This window comes from Streptomyces sp. NPDC029041, assembly GCF_040637515.1.
Classification (GTDB): domain Bacteria; phylum Actinomycetota; class Actinomycetes; order Streptomycetales; family Streptomycetaceae; genus Streptomyces.
Window position 1 is genome coordinate 66,764 of sequence record NZ_JBEZWO010000006.1, and the last position, 15,225, is coordinate 81,988.

Annotated in this window: 12 protein-coding genes; 5 read left to right on the forward strand and 7 right to left on the reverse strand. The window is 72.8% G+C overall.

The window, feature by feature from the left end; translation table 11 throughout:
* A complete protein-coding gene (locus tag AB0F04_RS16480) occupies nt 1-582 on the reverse strand; it encodes a (2Fe-2S)-binding protein (RefSeq protein ID WP_362042091.1) in 582 nt (193 codons plus the stop codon).
* Complete coding sequence (locus tag AB0F04_RS16485) at nt 582-1,472, reverse strand: FAD binding domain-containing protein (RefSeq protein ID WP_362042093.1); 891 nt, start codon at nt 1,470-1,472, stop codon at nt 582-584. The genes AB0F04_RS16480 and AB0F04_RS16485 overlap by 1 nt, the downstream gene beginning before the upstream one ends.
* Before the next feature lie 306 nt (nt 1,473-1,778).
* Between AB0F04_RS16485 and AB0F04_RS16490 the strand changes: the two genes are divergently transcribed.
* Nucleotides 1,779-3,452: a PucR family transcriptional regulator ligand-binding domain-containing protein gene (locus tag AB0F04_RS16490; RefSeq protein ID WP_362042095.1), complete on the forward strand. Its 1,674-nt coding sequence runs from the start codon at nt 1,779-1,781 to the stop codon at nt 3,450-3,452.
* 165 nt (nt 3,453-3,617) lie between these two features.
* Nucleotides 3,618-4,385: a hypothetical protein gene (locus AB0F04_RS16495; protein WP_362042097.1), complete on the forward strand. Its 768-nt coding sequence runs from the start codon at nt 3,618-3,620 to the stop codon at nt 4,383-4,385.
* Between the two features lie 597 nt (nt 4,386-4,982).
* Here the strand turns inward: AB0F04_RS16495 and AB0F04_RS16500 are convergent.
* Nucleotides 4,983-5,807, reverse strand: coding sequence for a GntR family transcriptional regulator (locus AB0F04_RS16500; RefSeq protein WP_362042099.1), 825 nt, complete (start codon nt 5,805-5,807; stop codon nt 4,983-4,985).
* A 176-nt stretch (nt 5,808-5,983) separates the two neighbouring features.
* On the opposite strand from AB0F04_RS16500, the gene AB0F04_RS16505 reads away from it, so the two are divergent.
* Nucleotides 5,984-6,835 carry a (2Fe-2S)-binding protein gene (locus AB0F04_RS16505; RefSeq protein ID WP_362042101.1) on the forward strand — a complete coding sequence of 284 codons (852 nt, stop codon included), beginning with the start codon at nt 5,984-5,986 and terminating at the stop codon, nt 6,833-6,835.
* A gap of 306 nt (nt 6,836-7,141) precedes the next feature.
* Nucleotides 7,142-8,182 carry a DUF2637 domain-containing protein gene (locus tag AB0F04_RS16510; RefSeq protein ID WP_362042103.1) on the forward strand — a complete coding sequence of 347 codons (1,041 nt, stop codon included), beginning with the start codon at nt 7,142-7,144 and terminating at the stop codon, nt 8,180-8,182.
* Between the two features lie 57 nt (nt 8,183-8,239).
* Here AB0F04_RS16510 and AB0F04_RS16515 read toward each other — a convergent pair whose 3' ends face one another.
* Together AB0F04_RS16515 and AB0F04_RS16520 are read right to left on the reverse strand one after the other, a co-directional pair.
* Complete coding sequence (locus AB0F04_RS16515) at nt 8,240-8,722, reverse strand: ATP-binding protein (protein WP_362042105.1); 483 nt, start codon at nt 8,720-8,722, stop codon at nt 8,240-8,242.
* Between the two features lie 428 nt (nt 8,723-9,150).
* Entirely contained in the window at nt 9,151-9,774 is a 624-nt protein-coding gene (locus tag AB0F04_RS16520; RefSeq protein WP_362042107.1) for a hypothetical protein, read from the reverse strand.
* 231 nt (nt 9,775-10,005) lie between these two features.
* Between AB0F04_RS16520 and AB0F04_RS16525 the strand changes: the two genes are divergently transcribed.
* Nucleotides 10,006-11,397, forward strand: coding sequence for a helix-turn-helix transcriptional regulator (locus tag AB0F04_RS16525; RefSeq protein WP_362042109.1), 1,392 nt, complete (start codon nt 10,006-10,008; stop codon nt 11,395-11,397).
* Between the two features lie 9 nt (nt 11,398-11,406).
* Here AB0F04_RS16525 and AB0F04_RS16530 read toward each other — a convergent pair whose 3' ends face one another.
* Nucleotides 11,407-13,149 carry a pyruvate dehydrogenase gene (locus AB0F04_RS16530; RefSeq protein ID WP_362042111.1) on the reverse strand — a complete coding sequence of 581 codons (1,743 nt, stop codon included), beginning with the start codon at nt 13,147-13,149 and terminating at the stop codon, nt 11,407-11,409.
* Nucleotides 13,150-13,215: 66 nt separating this feature from the next.
* Complete coding sequence (locus AB0F04_RS16535; RefSeq protein ID WP_362042112.1) at nt 13,216-15,033, reverse strand: protein phosphatase 2C domain-containing protein; 1,818 nt, start codon at nt 15,031-15,033, stop codon at nt 13,216-13,218.
* Nucleotides 15,034-15,225: the final 192 nt, after the last annotated feature.

Here is a 15,225-nt window from a genome sequence, read left to right on the forward strand (position 1 = left end):
TCAGACCGCCTCTGACTGCCGGGCGGCCGCGAGGCGGACCGCGTCCATGATCTTCTCGTAGCCGGTGCAGCGGCACAGGTTGCCCGACAGGGCCTCGCGGATGTCCGCGTCGCTCGGGTTCGGGTTGCGCTCCAGCATCTCGTCGGCCGCGACCAGCAGACCCGGCGTGCAGAAGCCGCACTGCACGGCGCCGGCGTCGATGAACGCCTGCTGGATGGGGGACAGCTCGGTGCCCTCGCCGGTCTGCGAGTCGGTGCCCTGGGCGTCCCACGCCTGGGCGCTCTGCAACGACGTACCGCAGGCGCCGGACGCGCAGCCGCCCTCGGCGCGCTGCCTGGCGAAGTCGGCGAGTCCCTCGACGGTGACGACCTCGCGGCCCTCCACCTGCCCGGCGGCGACCAGGCACGAGCACACCGGCACGCCGTCCAGACGGACCGTGCAGGAGCCGCACTCGCCCTGCTCGCAGGCGTTCTTCGACCCCGGCAGCCCGAGCCGTTCCCTCAGCACGTACAGCAGGGACTCGCCCTCCCACACGTCGTCGGCTTCCTGCTGACGGCCGTTGACCGTGAAGTTGACGCGCATCACGCAGCTCCCTCGATGGTGCGGCGGGCGCCGCGGTAGGACTCCCAGGTCCAGGTCAGCGTGCGGCGGGCCATGACGCCGACCGCGTGGCGGCGGTAGCTCGCGGTGCCCCGGACGTCGTCGATCGGGTTGCAGGCGGCGGAGCACAGGTCCGCGAACTGCTTGGCGGCCGACGGGGTGATGATCTTGCCGTTGTCCCAGAAGCCGCCCTCTTCCAGCGCGGCGTTCAGGAACTCCTCCGCGGCCTTGGCACGGACGGGTGTCGGGGCGGCCGAGCCGATCCCGGTCCGCACGGTGCGCGTCCGGGGGTGCAGCGCGAGCCCGAAGGCGCACACGGCGATGACCATCGCGTTCCTGGTCCCCACCTTGGAGAACTGCTGCGGCCCGTCGGCCTTCTTCACGTGCACGGCGCGGATCAGCTCGTCGGCCGCCAGCGCGTTGCGCTTCACACCGGTGTAGAAGGCGTCGATCGGAATGAGACGGCTTCCGCGCACCGACTCCACCTCCACCTCGGCGCCCGCGGCGAGCAGCGCGGGGTGGGCGTCGCCGGCCGGGGAGGCGGTGCCGAGGTTGCCGCCGACGCCGCCGCGGTTGCGGATCTGCGGGGAGGCGACCGTGTGCGAGGCGAGGGCGAGACCCGGCAGCTCGGCGCGCAGGTTCTCCATGATCTGCGTGTACGGCACGGAGGCACCGAGCCGCACGCTCTCCTCGCCGACCTCCCACTCGGAGAGGTCGCCGATGCGGTTCAGGTCCAGAAGGTACTCGGGCCGGCGGTGGTCGAAGTTGATCTCGACCATCACGTCGGTGCCACCCGCAATCGGCACAGCTGTGGGGTGCTCGGCCTTCGCGGCGAGCGCCTCCTCCCAGCTGGCGGGGCGAAGGAAGTCCATGACCGGCTCTCTTCTTCGTCTTCTCGTGGGGCGTTCAGATTGAGCCAATCCGTGTGCGGCGGTCCCGGCTCGTTCATGTGCTGTTCACGCGTAGTGGCCTCAGTACACAGCGCGCTGCGCCAAGCGAGTCAGTCACGGAAACCATGAAGGAGTTGGCTGGCCAGGGCAGGCATCTTGTAGATTCGTATGAATGGAGGCCCGTGGAAACCTCCTCGTTCTCCTGTGGAAACACGCGACGCGACCGCGTGACCTGGAACACAGCCGGGGCAGGGCTTGATTTCGAGACAAAGAACGGCGGCGACGAGAATGCGGCTGCGCGCACTGCTGGACACCGACGCGCTGGGCCTCAAGCTGCTCGGCGGCGAGGACGAACTGGACCGCACCGTGCGGGGTGTGATGACCACCGACCTGCGCGACCCCAGCCGCTACCTCGCGGGCGGCGAACTGGTGCTCACGGGCCTGGCCTGGCGCCGGGACGCGGCCGACTCGGAGCCGTTCGTCCGGATCCTGGTGCAGGCCGGTGTGACGGCGCTCGCCGCCGGCGAGGCCGAGCTCGGCGACGTACCGGAGGACCTGGTCGTGGCCTGCGCCCGCCATCGCCTCCCGCTCTTCGCGGTGCACGAGTCGGTGGCGTTCGCGACGATCACCGAGCACGTGGTGCGGCAGGTCTCCGGCGAGCGTGCCGGAGACCTCGCGGCGGTGGTCGACCGCCACCGCCGCATGATGACGGCGGGCCCGGCGGGCGGCGGCCCCGACGTGGTGCTGGACCTGCTCGGCACGGACCTGGACCTGCGGGCCTGGGTCCTGTCCCCCACCGGCCGCCTGATCGCGGGCTCGAAGGCGACGGGCCCCGCCCTGCCGGCCGAGACGTGCGCCCGGCTCGCCGGGGAGCACCTGGCCGCCACCCGGACGGGCCGCCGCGGCCCCCACCGCGTCGTCCTGGGCGCCACGACGTACTCCCTGTTCCCGGTCCGCTCCACGGGCCGCTCCCCGCAGTCGGCCCGGGACGTGCGCGAGACCGTCCTCGCGGACTGGCTGCTGGCCGTGGAGGCGGACGCCGGGGACTGGCCCGAGGAGCGCCTGGACCTGCTCCACGGCGTCACCCAGCTGATCGCGGTCGAACGGGACCGCCGCGACGCGGCCCGCACGGTCCGCCGCCGCCTGGCCCAGGAGGTCCTGGAACTGGTCCAGACGGGCGCGGCACCCGCCGAGATCGCCGCCCGCCTGCGCGTGGCCGCGCCGGTGCTGCTGCCCGGTCTGGGCGCCGCACCGCACTGGCAGGTGGTCGTGGCCCGCGTCGACTGGGAGGGCGGGGAGATCGAGGGCGGCCCGGTGGCCCAGGCCCTGCTGGAGGAGGTCCTCGTCGATCCGGCGGTCGCCGGTCCTGAGCACTCCGACCGCATCGCGGTGGCCCACACGGGCGACGAGGCCATCGCCCTGGTCCCCCTCCCGGCCGTCTCGACGGAGCACGACGGCTCGGAGACGGGCGTCCTCGCCGACACGCTCCTGGCGTCGGTCCGGGATCCCCTCACGGCCGGCCTCGACGACGACGGCCGGCTCACCCTGGGCGTCAGCGCGGCCGTCCACTCGGCGGAGGGGCTGCGCGGGGCGCTGGAGGAGGCACGCCACGCCCGGCGCGTCGCCGCGGCCCGCCCGGGCCGGGTCTGCGCGGCGGGTCACCAGGAACTGGCCTCGCACGTCCTGCTCCTGCCCTTCGTCCCGGACGACGTCCGCCGCGCCTTCACGGCCCGCCTCCTGGACCCCCTGCGGGACTACGACCGGCGCCACCGCGCCGAGCTGATCCCGACGCTGGAGGCCTTCCTCGACTGCGACGGCTCCTGGACCCGCTGCGCCACCCGTCTGCACCTGCACGTCAACACGCTGCGCTACCGGGTCGGGCGGATCGAGCAGTTGACGAGCCGTGATCTGTCACGCCTCGAGGACAAGCTGGACTTCTTCCTGGCACTGCGCATGAGCTGATACGCGGGGTGTCCCGGGGGCAAACCCCGGGCACTCCCGCGTCCCACGACTTTGTGAAATCCTTCACCCACCCTCTTGGCCCGGCCCGCCGATTCATGCTGAGATGCCGCCACCACTCAACAGCTCGATGGCGTGCTCGGGGAGGGCAACGTGGCGCATACCGCCATGTCTGGTAACGGAACGACCGCCGGTGACGATCCCCTCCAGACCGCGGTATGGCGGCTGCGCTCCCGCGGATGCTGGGCAGACGCGGCCGCCCTGCTGCTGCCGGCCACACCGGCGGCGGCGCTGCAGCGCGCGGCGCTGCTGGTCGAACGGTGTCTGTACACCGAGCAGGGCTGGGAGGAGGCCGAGGACGCGCTGCGCACGGCCGAGGCGATGGCCCACAGCGACGACGAACGGGGTGCGGCCGCTTGTGAACGCGGGTACTTGGCTTACGCGGCGACCGTGCTCGCCGTACGGGACAGGGCCGACGAGGCACGGGCCGCGCTCGGCCGGGCGGCGGCCCTGGTCCCTCCGGGGGCTCCGGCGCGGGCGCTGCTCGACTTCCGGCGCGGGCTCCTGGCCGAGAACCTGACGAGCGCGCCCCAGGCCGCCCGCGCCGCCTACCGCCGTGCCCACGCGGGCGCGACGGCGCACTCCGACCCGCTGCTGCTGTCGTTCACCTGGCGTCACATGGCCGGACTCGCCTTGCGTGAAGGAGAGTTGGCGGAGGCGCGGCACGGATTCGCGGAGTCGCTGCGGATCCGGGAGGAACTGGGCTATCTCGTCGGCACGGCCCCGGCGCTGGTGTCCCTCGCCGACACCGAGACGGAGCCGGAGGCGTCCCGACTGCGGGAGGAGGCCCGCCGGCTCTTCCGCCTCCTGGGCGGCGTGCCGACGTGGCTGGCCCGCCAGTTGGCTCCACCGGTGCCGCCGGCGGCGACGGCTTGAAGCGGCGAGGCGTTCGGCAGCGGACCCGGTCGTTCAGCTGATGTCGGCCGGAGTTCCCTGCGGGGTGAACGCGTCGCGGAAGGTGAAGGCGTACGGCCCTTGCCGTGCCGACTCGGCACGGCGAACTCTCCCCACGCACCCCGGTCCAGGGAGCAGTGCGAGCCCGGTTCGCCGTCTGCCGCTCCGGCATGGGCGAGGCGCCCGGGATGCTCGCTGATCCTGCGGTAGATGGGCTCGGCGCTGCCGCGGAAGTCGCGCGTGTCGGCGAGCGGTGACTTCGGAACGCCGAACGTGTACAGCGCAAGGCGGGGCATGCGTCTTCCTGGTCGGGGTGCCCCGGGGGCGCACGCACCCGCACCCGCGTACGGCGAGAAGGGGCCGTGTCGGGGGGTGTCCGCCCGCAGCGGTTGTCGCGTCGACGAAGAGTCAGTCGGTGTGCAAGCCCATCGCGACGTTCCGAGGACGGACACCCCCCGGCGCGGCCCCGACCCACACCCGGCGCCACGCGAAAACGCGAACCCCCACGGGGCGCCACGCCAAGCCACGCACTCTCGCCCGGCACCACGCCAAGACGCGCGCCCTCACCCGGCGCCACGCTCAGCCGGCGGCAGCCGCCCCCGCGAAGTGCTCGCCCACCAGCGCCCGCACCACATCCAGATCACGTGCGACCAGCGCGTCCAGCAACGCCGTGTGCTCGTGCGCATCCGCCAGCAGCTCGGCGCGCCCCCGCACTCCCCGCCCACCCCCGACCAGCGGCCACTGCGCCCTGCGGTGCAGGTCCTCCGCGATCCGGACCAGCTGGACGTTGCCCGAGAGGGACAGCACGGCCCGGTGGAACCCCCGGTCGGACTCCGCGTAGGTCGCGCGGCAGCCCGAGGACGCCGCGCGGACCGTCGCCTCGGCGAGGGGCCGCAACTCGGCCCAGCGTTCGGCCGGCACGGTAAGGGCCAGCCGCAACATCACCGGTACCTCGATCAGCGCCCGGACCTCGGCCAGCTCGCCCAGTTCCCGCACACCCCGCTCGACCACCCGGAACCCACGGTTGGGCACCACCTCGACGGCCCCTTCGAGGGCCAGCTGCTGCATGGCCTCCCGGACCGGCGTCGCCGACACCCCGAACCGCTCGCCCAGCACCGGCGCCGAGTACACCTCTCCGGGCCGCAGGTCCCCCGCCACCAGCGCGGCCCGCAGCGCGTCCAGGATCTGCCCGCGCACCGAGGCCCGCTGGACCACCGGCCTGCCCGGCGGAGCGACCGGCGCGGGCGGCTCACTGTGCGTGTGCTCGCCCCTCACGTCCCCGGCCTGCCGCGGCACCCGGAACTGCCCGGACGGGCCACTCGCCCTGGACGGCGCACTCGCCCCGGACGGGCCCGCCGCCCACGGAGTCCCCGTTTCCGCAGAGCCCTGCGCTCCCTGCCTCACGGGTCCTCCTCCGGACGTATCGGTACTTGGGGTCATTACGGCGGGTTGTTACTCGTCCGTCAAGCACCATAAGCGCCCCGGCTCCGAGTTCACATCTTCGTTCAACTTTTCAAGATCTTTAGTAAGGTTAGGCTTACCTTTAAGAACCCCGTTTCACCCGACGGATCGGTGATCACATGCCTGCGCCCCTTTCGGCCGTCTCCGGCGCCTACACCCGCCTGGCCGAGGTCCTGCCGGGGCTCGCCGTCACCGAACTGGGCGCAGCGGACGAGACCCCGCACGGCCACGGCTGGACCACCGCCGCCGACCTCGCGGCCGCCGGCCCCGCCCTCGACCGCTTCCTGGCCTGGGACGTGGACCAGATCCAGCGGGACTACGGCACGCAGGCCCGCCCCGACGTCGTCGCAAGCTTCGGCCTGCACCGCTACGCCTGGCCCGCCTGCCTCCTGATCACCGTGCCGTGGTTCCTGCACCGCCGGGTCCCCCACTACCCCGTGACCCATGTCTCCTACGACCGCACCGCCCCGGGCCACGCCCTCGGGCACCTGGCCGTCCGCCCCGCCGGCTTCGCCTGCCTGCCCGGCGACGAGGCGGCCGCGCTGCCCGGCGCCCGGGTCGTCCCCGACGAGGAGGCGCTGCGGGCGGAGGTCCGGGCGGCGGTCGCCGAGCACCTGGAACCGGTGCTGGCCGGCTTCGGCCCCCGGATGCGGCGCCGCGGGCGCGCCCTGTGGGGTATGGCGACCGACGAGATCGTCGAAGGGCTGTGGTACATCGCCCAACTGCTCGGCGAGATCGAGGAGCGGCGTGCGATGCGCGAGCTGGAACTGCTCCTGCCGGGGGCGACCAAGCCGTACGTCGGCACGGCGGCGTTCCGGGAGCTGACCGGCCCCGGCGGCGAGCCCCTGCTCACCCGCGACCGCGCGAGCTGCTGCATGTTCTACACGCTGCGCCCGGAGGACACCTGCGCGACCTGCCCGCGCACCTGCGACACGGACCGCGTCACCAAGCTGCTGGCGACGGCCGGTTGAGCAACGAGCGGGGGGTCCGACTCCCCCGCCGTCCCGTAAGATCATCGCGGAACCGGACACCCGCGGACCCACAGGCGATTCACATCATCCCCACGGGTCACGGGAACTTTCCGGAGAACCACTCGTACGGGTAGTCTTGTTCGAACTCAACTTCCGAGCCTCAAGCGGCAGTTCGAGCAGAACGCCGCCCTGGGCATTCCCTTGCACTTCCTTGGCGGCCTCTTGCCCCGAAACCCCCTGAGGGTCGGTGCGATTGGGCCACTATGGCGGGCGTTACGCCCTATCCCAATGCAAGGGACCACCCAGATGAGACTGACCGACATATCGCTGAACTGGCTGCTTCCGGGCGCCGTGCTTCTCCTGGGCATGCTGGCGGCGGTGGCGGTGCTCGCGCGCGGCAAGCGCTCCTCGGTCAAGGACACGAGCGCGGACGACTCCTGGGAGCGCAGCGAGGAACGACGCAGACGCAAGGAAGCCCTCTACGGCACCCTCTCCTACCTCCTCCTCTTCTGCTGTGCGGCCGTAGCCGCCCTGCTCTCCTTCCACGGCCTGGTCGGCTTCGGCGAGCAGAACCTCGGGCTTTCGGGCGGCTGGCAGTACCTCGTCCCGTTCGGCCTGGACGGCGCGGCGATGTTCTGCTCCGTGCTCGCGGTGCGCGAGGCCAGTCACGGTGACGCCGCGCTCGGCTCCCGGATACTGGTCTGGACGTTCGCCTTCGCCGCGGCCTGGTTCAACTGGGTGCACGCGCCCCGGGGCGTCGGCCACGCGGGTGCCCCCCACTTCTTCGCGGGCATGTCCCTGTCGGCGGCGGTCCTCTTCGACCGCGCGCTGAAGCAGACCCGCCGTGCCGCCCTGCGGGAGCAGGGTCTGGTGCCCCGTCCGCTGCCGCAGATCCGCATGGTGCGCTGGCTGCGGGCCCCCCGGGAGACCTACCGCGCCTGGTCGCTGATGCTCCTCGAGGGCGTGCGCAGCCTGGACGAGGCGGTCGACGAGGTGCGCGACGACAAGCGCAAGAAGGAAGAGACCCGGCAGCGGCGACGCGACCAGCAGCGCGTGGAGCGGGCCCAGTTGAAGGCGATCAGCCGCGGTCACCGGGGCCACTTCGGCCGGGGTGGCGGCCGGGAGCTGGAGGTGCAGGTGGAGCGCGGCTCCTCGCAGGTCTCCGCGGAGCCTGCCATATCCGCGCCGGAACCCCTGCCCGTGCGCTCGCGTCCCTCCCTTCAGCCGGTGCGCAAAGGCGCTGACCCGGTGACCGTCGACCTCACCGCGGAGGACGACACCATGGCACTGCCGCGTCTGGACTCCCTGGAGCGCAAGCTCAAGGACCTCGAGCAGCAGTTCGGTTAGCCGGGCCGTAGCAGAGCGGCGAGGGGGCGTGGCCTGCGGGCCGCGCCCCTTGCGCGTTCACGCCGCCCCGGCCTCCAGCTCGAACCAGACGGCCTTGCCCACGCCGTGCGGCCGGACACCCCAGGCGTCCGCGAGGGACTGCACCAGGAACAGGCCCCTGCCGTTCGTGCCCTCGTCGGCGGCCGGTGCGCGCAGTCGAGGTCTGCGAGCGACGAAGTCCCGGACCTCCACCCGCAGTCCGCGGGGTCCGACGGTGGCCGTGAGGACCGCGTCGTGGTCGGTGTGGACGATCGCGTTGGTGACGAGCTCGCTGGTGAGCAGTTCGGCCACGTCGGACTGCCCGTGCTTCCCCCACTGCCCGAGCAGTTCCCGCAGCGCCCTGCGGGCCTCCGGGACGGCCCGCAGGTCCGCCCGTCCCAGTCGGCGCCTCAACTGCGGCGCCTCATCGTGTTCCCTGACATCGTCGGTCCTGTCCTCCACCGTCTTCGCCGAGAAGCCCCCGATCGTTATGGGACCGCCTCGTCGTGCCTGCCTCTCCATGACCCCCGCCCGCGCGCCGATGTCGGTTCCCCTCCTGCTCGAACACGTTCACGGGGATCCATGCCCGATCGGAAACGCGGCAGTCATGTCGAATCGCCGACGACCGGGTGTTCGGCCACCGGAACGGGCCGGGCGCCCCGGGGTGGCGGGCCGCCGGACGGTACGGCGACGGAGGGGAGGGGGACAAGAGGGTAGCCGGTCATCGTCCCCGGACGGATCCTGACCGCCGGAGATCGGACGATGGGCCGACGGCCGGCTGCCGATCCCTGCGTACCCCGGCGAAGCACCGGGGCGGCCGGCCCCCTGCGGGGCGCTCCGGTGAAGTTGGCCGAAGTGCGACGGTCTTGACGGGTGCCGCAACCGGTACGGGGCCGTCCTCCCCACCCCCGTGGCGGGAGGACGGCCCCGGTCTTCCGGCGGACGCCCGGTCAGTACAGCTTGTTGACGGCCGTGGTCGTCGTCTTCTTGAAGGCGGCGACGGGGGCGTCGTCGAAGTCGCCCATCTGGCCCCACGACACGACGGTGACGGTCCTGCCGTCCCGGCCGACGGACAGCAGCGAGATGTCCGTGGCGCCCCAGGACGTCTCGGTGTGCAGGCCCCGGACGCGGGCGCCTTCCTCGACGGGCAGCGAACCGTAGTCCCGGCCCTCGGCCTCGACGTCCGGGTCGTTCTTCTCGATGCGGTCGGCGCAGGTGCGGATCAGGTCGTCGTAGTGCTTCGCCAAGGCCTTGGCGAGGGCGGCTGTGTCCGCCACGACGGTCAACTGCACGGCGCCCGTGTCCAGGTCGGTCCGGAACTCCCGGTGCCGGTAGTCATAGGAGGGCACACCCTCCGTACTCACACAGAAGCCGAGGCCCTCCGGGAACCCCTCGGTGACCGGGCCGGCGGTCCAGGCCGACGTCGGGTGCGGCGGCAACTGGGACGCCGACAGGAACTTCGGTGCGGCGGCCTTCGGCGCGGCACCGGCGGCCGGTGCCGTGATGACCGTGCCCGCCGCGAGGGCGGCTACGACGAGTGTGGTGAGAGCGCTTGCTCGCATGCGCATGGGCATGGGTGTTCCCCCGTGGTCGAGTGCGTGGATGAGAATGCCGCGGCCAGTCCGGCTGGTCGGCCCGTGCCTGGTCGGTGCGACACCAAGAGCATCAGCGGTCCCGCCGCCCGGATGCAACAGTCCGCAGCAGATCAGGCCCGGTGGAACCATCCCAGCCCGTCTGACGTGCAGGTACATGGGGTGCCTGGGATGCCGTTCCGGGCCGGTTGGAGCTACGGGGCGGGAGGAACGGTGTCGGCACAGCACGACGTCGACGGCGTCGGGGAGTTCGCGGCGCTGCTGAGGACGTTCAAGGAGCGCACGGACCGCAGTTACGGTTCGCTGGCCCGCCGCCTGGCCATGAACACCTCGACTCTGCACCGCTATTGCGCGGGCGACGCGGTCCCCGTCGACTTCGCCCCGGTGGAGCGCTTCGCCGCCCTGTGCGGGGCGTCAGCGGAGGAACGTCTGGAGCTGCACCGCCGCTGGCTCCTGGCGGTGGCGGCGCGGCAGCGGTCCCGGACGGCAAGCGCTGCCGGTACGGCGCGAGCAGACGCGGAGACGGATACGGACGCGGACACGCATACGGAGACGGACACGCACACGGAGACGGACAGCGACAGGGAAAGGGACGCGGAGACGGACACGGGCACCGCCCCGGTGAACGGCCCTGTCGAAACCTCCGCGGAGGCGGATTCGCTCCCCGGCCGCCCCTGGTACCGCCGCAGAAGCGCCGCGGTCGGACTGGCCGCCGCCTGCGCGGCGCTCGCGGTGGTCGGGAGCCTCGCCGCGCTGCCGGACGATCGGCGTACGACCACCGGCGACCGGACGCCTGTGACCGGCCCGGCCTCCCCCGGTACGGCGACGACGGAAGGGCCGGACCGGAAGAGCCCCTCCCCCACCCCGGACGGCACCTCCCCCGCCCCCGCTCCCCGGCGTCCTGCGCCCTCCGCCGCCCCGAAGCAGCCGAAGCCCTCCCCGTCCCCTTCCACCCGCACCGCACCGCCTCCCGGCGGGGCGGCCTCCGCCTCGCCCCTCACCTGGTCCGCCGACTCCCAGGCCTGGAAGCTCGGCTGCGGTCACGACTACGTCGTCGCCAAGCCGCCCGCGCAGGTCCCACCCCCGCCGGTCCCGCAGGACGCCGGAGTGTGGGCGGCGTCGCAGAACGCGGTGCACGGCGGCGAGACGCTCGTGCGGTTGTCCGTGCAGGGGCGCACCGACACGGCCGTCGTACTGGAGGCGCTGCGCGTGCGCGTGGTGGGACGGACGGCCCCGGCGCAGGGCAACTCCTATGCCATGGACCGGGGCTGCGGCGGTGCCATCACCCCGCGCTCCTTCGACGTGAACCTGGACAAGGACCGACCCATCGCCCGCGCGGTCGCCGGGAACGACACCGGTACGCCGATCCCGGCGATGCGCATGCCCTACCGCGTCTCCGCCCAGGACCCCGAGGTGCTGCTGGTCAACGCCCGGACGCAAGGGTGCGACTGCCGCTGGTACCTGGAGCTGGACTGGTCCTCCCAGGGCCGCACAGGCACGGTCCGGATCGACGACGACGGCCGCCCGTTCCGGACCAGCGGCATCAAGGGCCTGCCCCGCTACGTGTACGACACCTCCGCACGCGGGTGGACGCCCTACAGCTAGAGCGCCCTCCTAGAACCGGGGCACGTTGCGCAGGTTGGAGCGGGCCATCTGCAGCATCCGGCCGACTCCGCCGTCCAGCACGATCTTCGAGGCCGACAGGGCGAATCCGGTCACCATCTCGGCCTTGATCTTCGGCGGGATGGACAGCGCGTTGGGGTCGGTGACGACGTCGACGAGGGCGGGCCCCTTGTGCTTGAAGGCGTCCTTCAAGGCCCCGGGCAGGTCCTTGGGCTTCTCGACCCGCACGCCGTACGCACCGCAGGCGCGGGCGACGGCGGCGAAGTCGGGGTTCTTGTTGGCGGTGCCGTACGACGGGAGGCCGGCGACCAGCATCTCCAACTCGACCATGCCGAGCGAGGAGTTGTTGAACAGAACGACCTTCACCGGCAGGTCGTACTGGACCAGCGTCAGGAAGTCGCCCATCAGCATGGAGAAGCCGCCGTCGCCGGACATCGACACGACCTGCCGCTTGCGGTCGGTGAACTGGGCTCCGATGGCCATGGGCAGCGCGTTCGCCATCGAGCCGTGCGAGAAGGAACCGATGACGCGGCGGCGGCCGTTGGGGGAGATGTAGCGGGCGGCCCAGACGTTGCACATGCCGGTGTCGACGGTGAACACGGCGTCGTCGGCGGCGACTTCGTCGAGCACGGACGCCACGTACTCGGGGTGGATCGGCGTGTGCTTCTCGACCTTGCGGGTGTACGCCTTGACCACCCCCTCCAGCGCGTCCGCGTGCTTCTTCAGCATGCGGTCGAGGAAGCGGCGGTTCTTCTTCTCCTTCACGCGCGGGATCAGGCAGCGAAGCGTCTCCCGTACGTCCCCCCACACCGCGAGGTCCAGCTTCGAGCGGCGGCCGAGGTTCTCGGGCCGGACGTCGACCTGGGCGATCTTCACGTCGTCGGGGAGGAAGGCGTTGTAGGGGAAGTCGGTGCCGAGCAGGATCAGCAGATCGCACTCGTGGGTGGCCTCGTAGGCGGCCCCGTATCCGAGCAGTCCGCTCATTCCGACGTCGTAGGGGTTGTCGTACTGGATCCATTCCTTGCCGCGCAGGGCGTGCCCGACCGGGGACTTGATCTTCCCGGCGAACTCCATGACCTCGGCGTGCGCTCCGGCCGTGCCGCTGCCGCAGAAGAGGGTGACCTTGCCGGCCTCATCGATCATCTCGACGAGGCGTTCGATCTCGGCGTCGCCCGGGCGGACCGTCGGACGGGAGGTCACCAGGGCGGTTTCTGCGGCCTTCTCCGGGGCGGGCCGGTCGGCGATGTCGCCGGGCAGGGTGACGACGCTGACGCCGCTGCGGCCGACGGCGTTCTGGATGGCGGTCTGGAGCAGCCGCGGCATCTGCTGCGGGCTGGAGATCATCTCGCTGTAGTGGCTGCACTCGGCGAACAGCCGGTCGGGGTGCGTCTCCTGGAAGTAGCCGAGGCCGATCTCGCTGGAGGGGATGTGCGAGGCGAGGGCGAGGACCGGGGCCATGGAGCGGTGGGCGTCGTAGAGACCGTTGATGAGGTGGAGGTTGCCGGGGCCGCAGGAACCGGCGCAGGCGGCGAGCGAGCCGGTGATCTGCGCCTCTGCGCTCGCGGCGAAGGCGGCGGTCTCCTCGTGCCGGACGTGGATCCAGTCGATGGCGGAGTTGCGGCGGACGGCGTCGACGATCGGGTTGAGGCTGTCGCCGACGACTCCGTACAGCCGTTTGACTCCGGCGCGGGTCAGGATGTCGACGAACTGTTCCGCGACGTTCTGTTTGGCCATGGCTCTCGTCTGCCCCTCAGGTCTCCTGGGATCCCTCCGGGTTCCATCAAGTCACACGGGCAGCGTTCACGCCTCCCACACCGCGGCGGCCGTACGGTCGTCCGCATAGCCCTTGACCCGCACTTGGGAGTCGGCGAGGAACGCGGCGAGGCCGGGCGGTTCGGGGCGGGACCACCGCTCGGCGAGGTACTCGCCCAGTTCGGGCTCGCCGCGCAGGGGGTCGGCGAGGCCGCCGGTGCACATCAGGAGCGTGTCACCCGGGCGGGCGACGGAGGTCCGGAAGCGGAAGGGCTCGCGGGGCGGCTCCGGGGCCGGTTCGTACGGGCTGGGCGGGGTCGGGATGCCCAGGTCCATGGTGAGCCGGTCGCCCTCGGGAGTCTCGGAGGGCGGTGAGCCGAAGCCCATGACGGGGTCGCCCTTGACCTCGGCGGCGTGCGGCTCGATGTCCTGCCACTCTCCCTCCCGCAGCCGGAACAGTCCTCCCGGCCCGACCCCGAAGAACACCCGGGTCCGGCACTCGGGGTCGGCCGACAGCAACAGGCAGCGCAGGCTGGCCGCGTACTCCCCTGGATCGACGCCCTGCTCGGAGGCGCTGGCCCGCAGCTTGCCGAGGCTGCGGTCGGTGAGCCGGTGCAGCCCGGACTTCAGATCGCCGCGCCGGCCGTCCCTTATGTCCTCCACCAGCCGTGCGTGGCTGCGCCCGACGGCTCGCCCGATCCAGTGACAGGCCTCGGCGGCGGCCCGGTGCGCTCCGGGCGCGGCCCGGGCCCCGGTCGCCATCGCCACCAGCAGCAGCGCGTGCTCCCCGGCGCCGAACCGGGCGGTGAGCAGCGCGTCCCGGCGGGGTTCTCCGCGATACCGCGCGGAGTCCCCCCGCTGGGAGACGGCCCGCACCGTGCACGCCCCGTACCGGGCTCCGTCCAGCACCGTGTCCGCCACGAGATCGTCGAGATCGTCCGGATCGGCGGCCGGGAGAGCGGTGGGTTCGGCGTCGTACGTGGGCGGCCGCGTGCCGACGTGGCCACGGGACCTGGAGACGGGCGCGGGGCGCTCGATCCGGGGACTGTGCTCGTCGGGAGCGGGAGCGGGGGCGGTGGCCGGGGGTGGGGGCACCTCGGACGGCGCCGCGGTGGGAGGCGGCGGCACGGGGGGCGAGTCGGTGGGACGCGGCGGCACGGGCGGCCGGTCGGTCGGGGTGGGGGACGCGGCATGCGCCGGCTCGGCGGCGGGTGGGCGGGGCGCGGACTCGCCGGGCGCGGTGGTAGGGGGCGCCGGGGCGGCGGCCCCCGTGGCCGGGTGCGCCTGGGGGCTCGGCCAGGTCGGAGGGACCGTGGGAGGCGGTGGGATCCGCGGCGTCTCCGCGTCGGGAACCGTCGGCGCAGGCGGCTGCCCCGAACTCTGCGAGGCGGAGACGGAGGCGGAGGGTCCCGGGCGCTCGTCCGAGGGTGCGTGGGCCGGGGGCCGGCCGGGCCGCTGCGGTGGGCGCGCCGAGGCCGGGAAACTCACCGGCCCGGTGGGGCCGGGCCGTGGTGGCTCCCAGGGCGCGCGGTGCGAGGGCCCGTCGTTCGGGCGGGGGGCGTCCGGCAGGTCGTCGGCCCCGGTCCGGGGCGCCGGGACCACCGGCCCCGCTCCGAAGCCACGGGCCGCCGGCCGGTCCGAGGAACCCGGCCGGTCCGAGGAACTTGGCCGGTCCGAGGAGCCGGACCGATCCGAGGGGCCGGTCCGCCCCTGCGTCCCGTCCGCCACCGCCCCCGACGCCGACGCGAACCGGTCGTCGAGGGAATCCCGCGCCGGTGCCGGGCCCGTGTCGTCGGCGGAGTCGTCGTACAACTCCCTCCACCAGTCGTCCTCGCGACCGGTGGGCCTTCCCCCCTGCTGGCTCATGCCCGTAATTGTCCACCGCACGAGCCGGATGAAAACGGGGCTTGTGGAAAAAACCGGTCCTCCAAGGGAGGGTGAACGGCACGTCGAGTGATCCGTAGAACGGTCATGCGAAATGCGAAGCCCGGCGCGGCGCGCGTGGCTGACCTGCGGGTCTGAGGCCCGGCCGCGCTTCTGACCTGCGCCTTCTCCGGT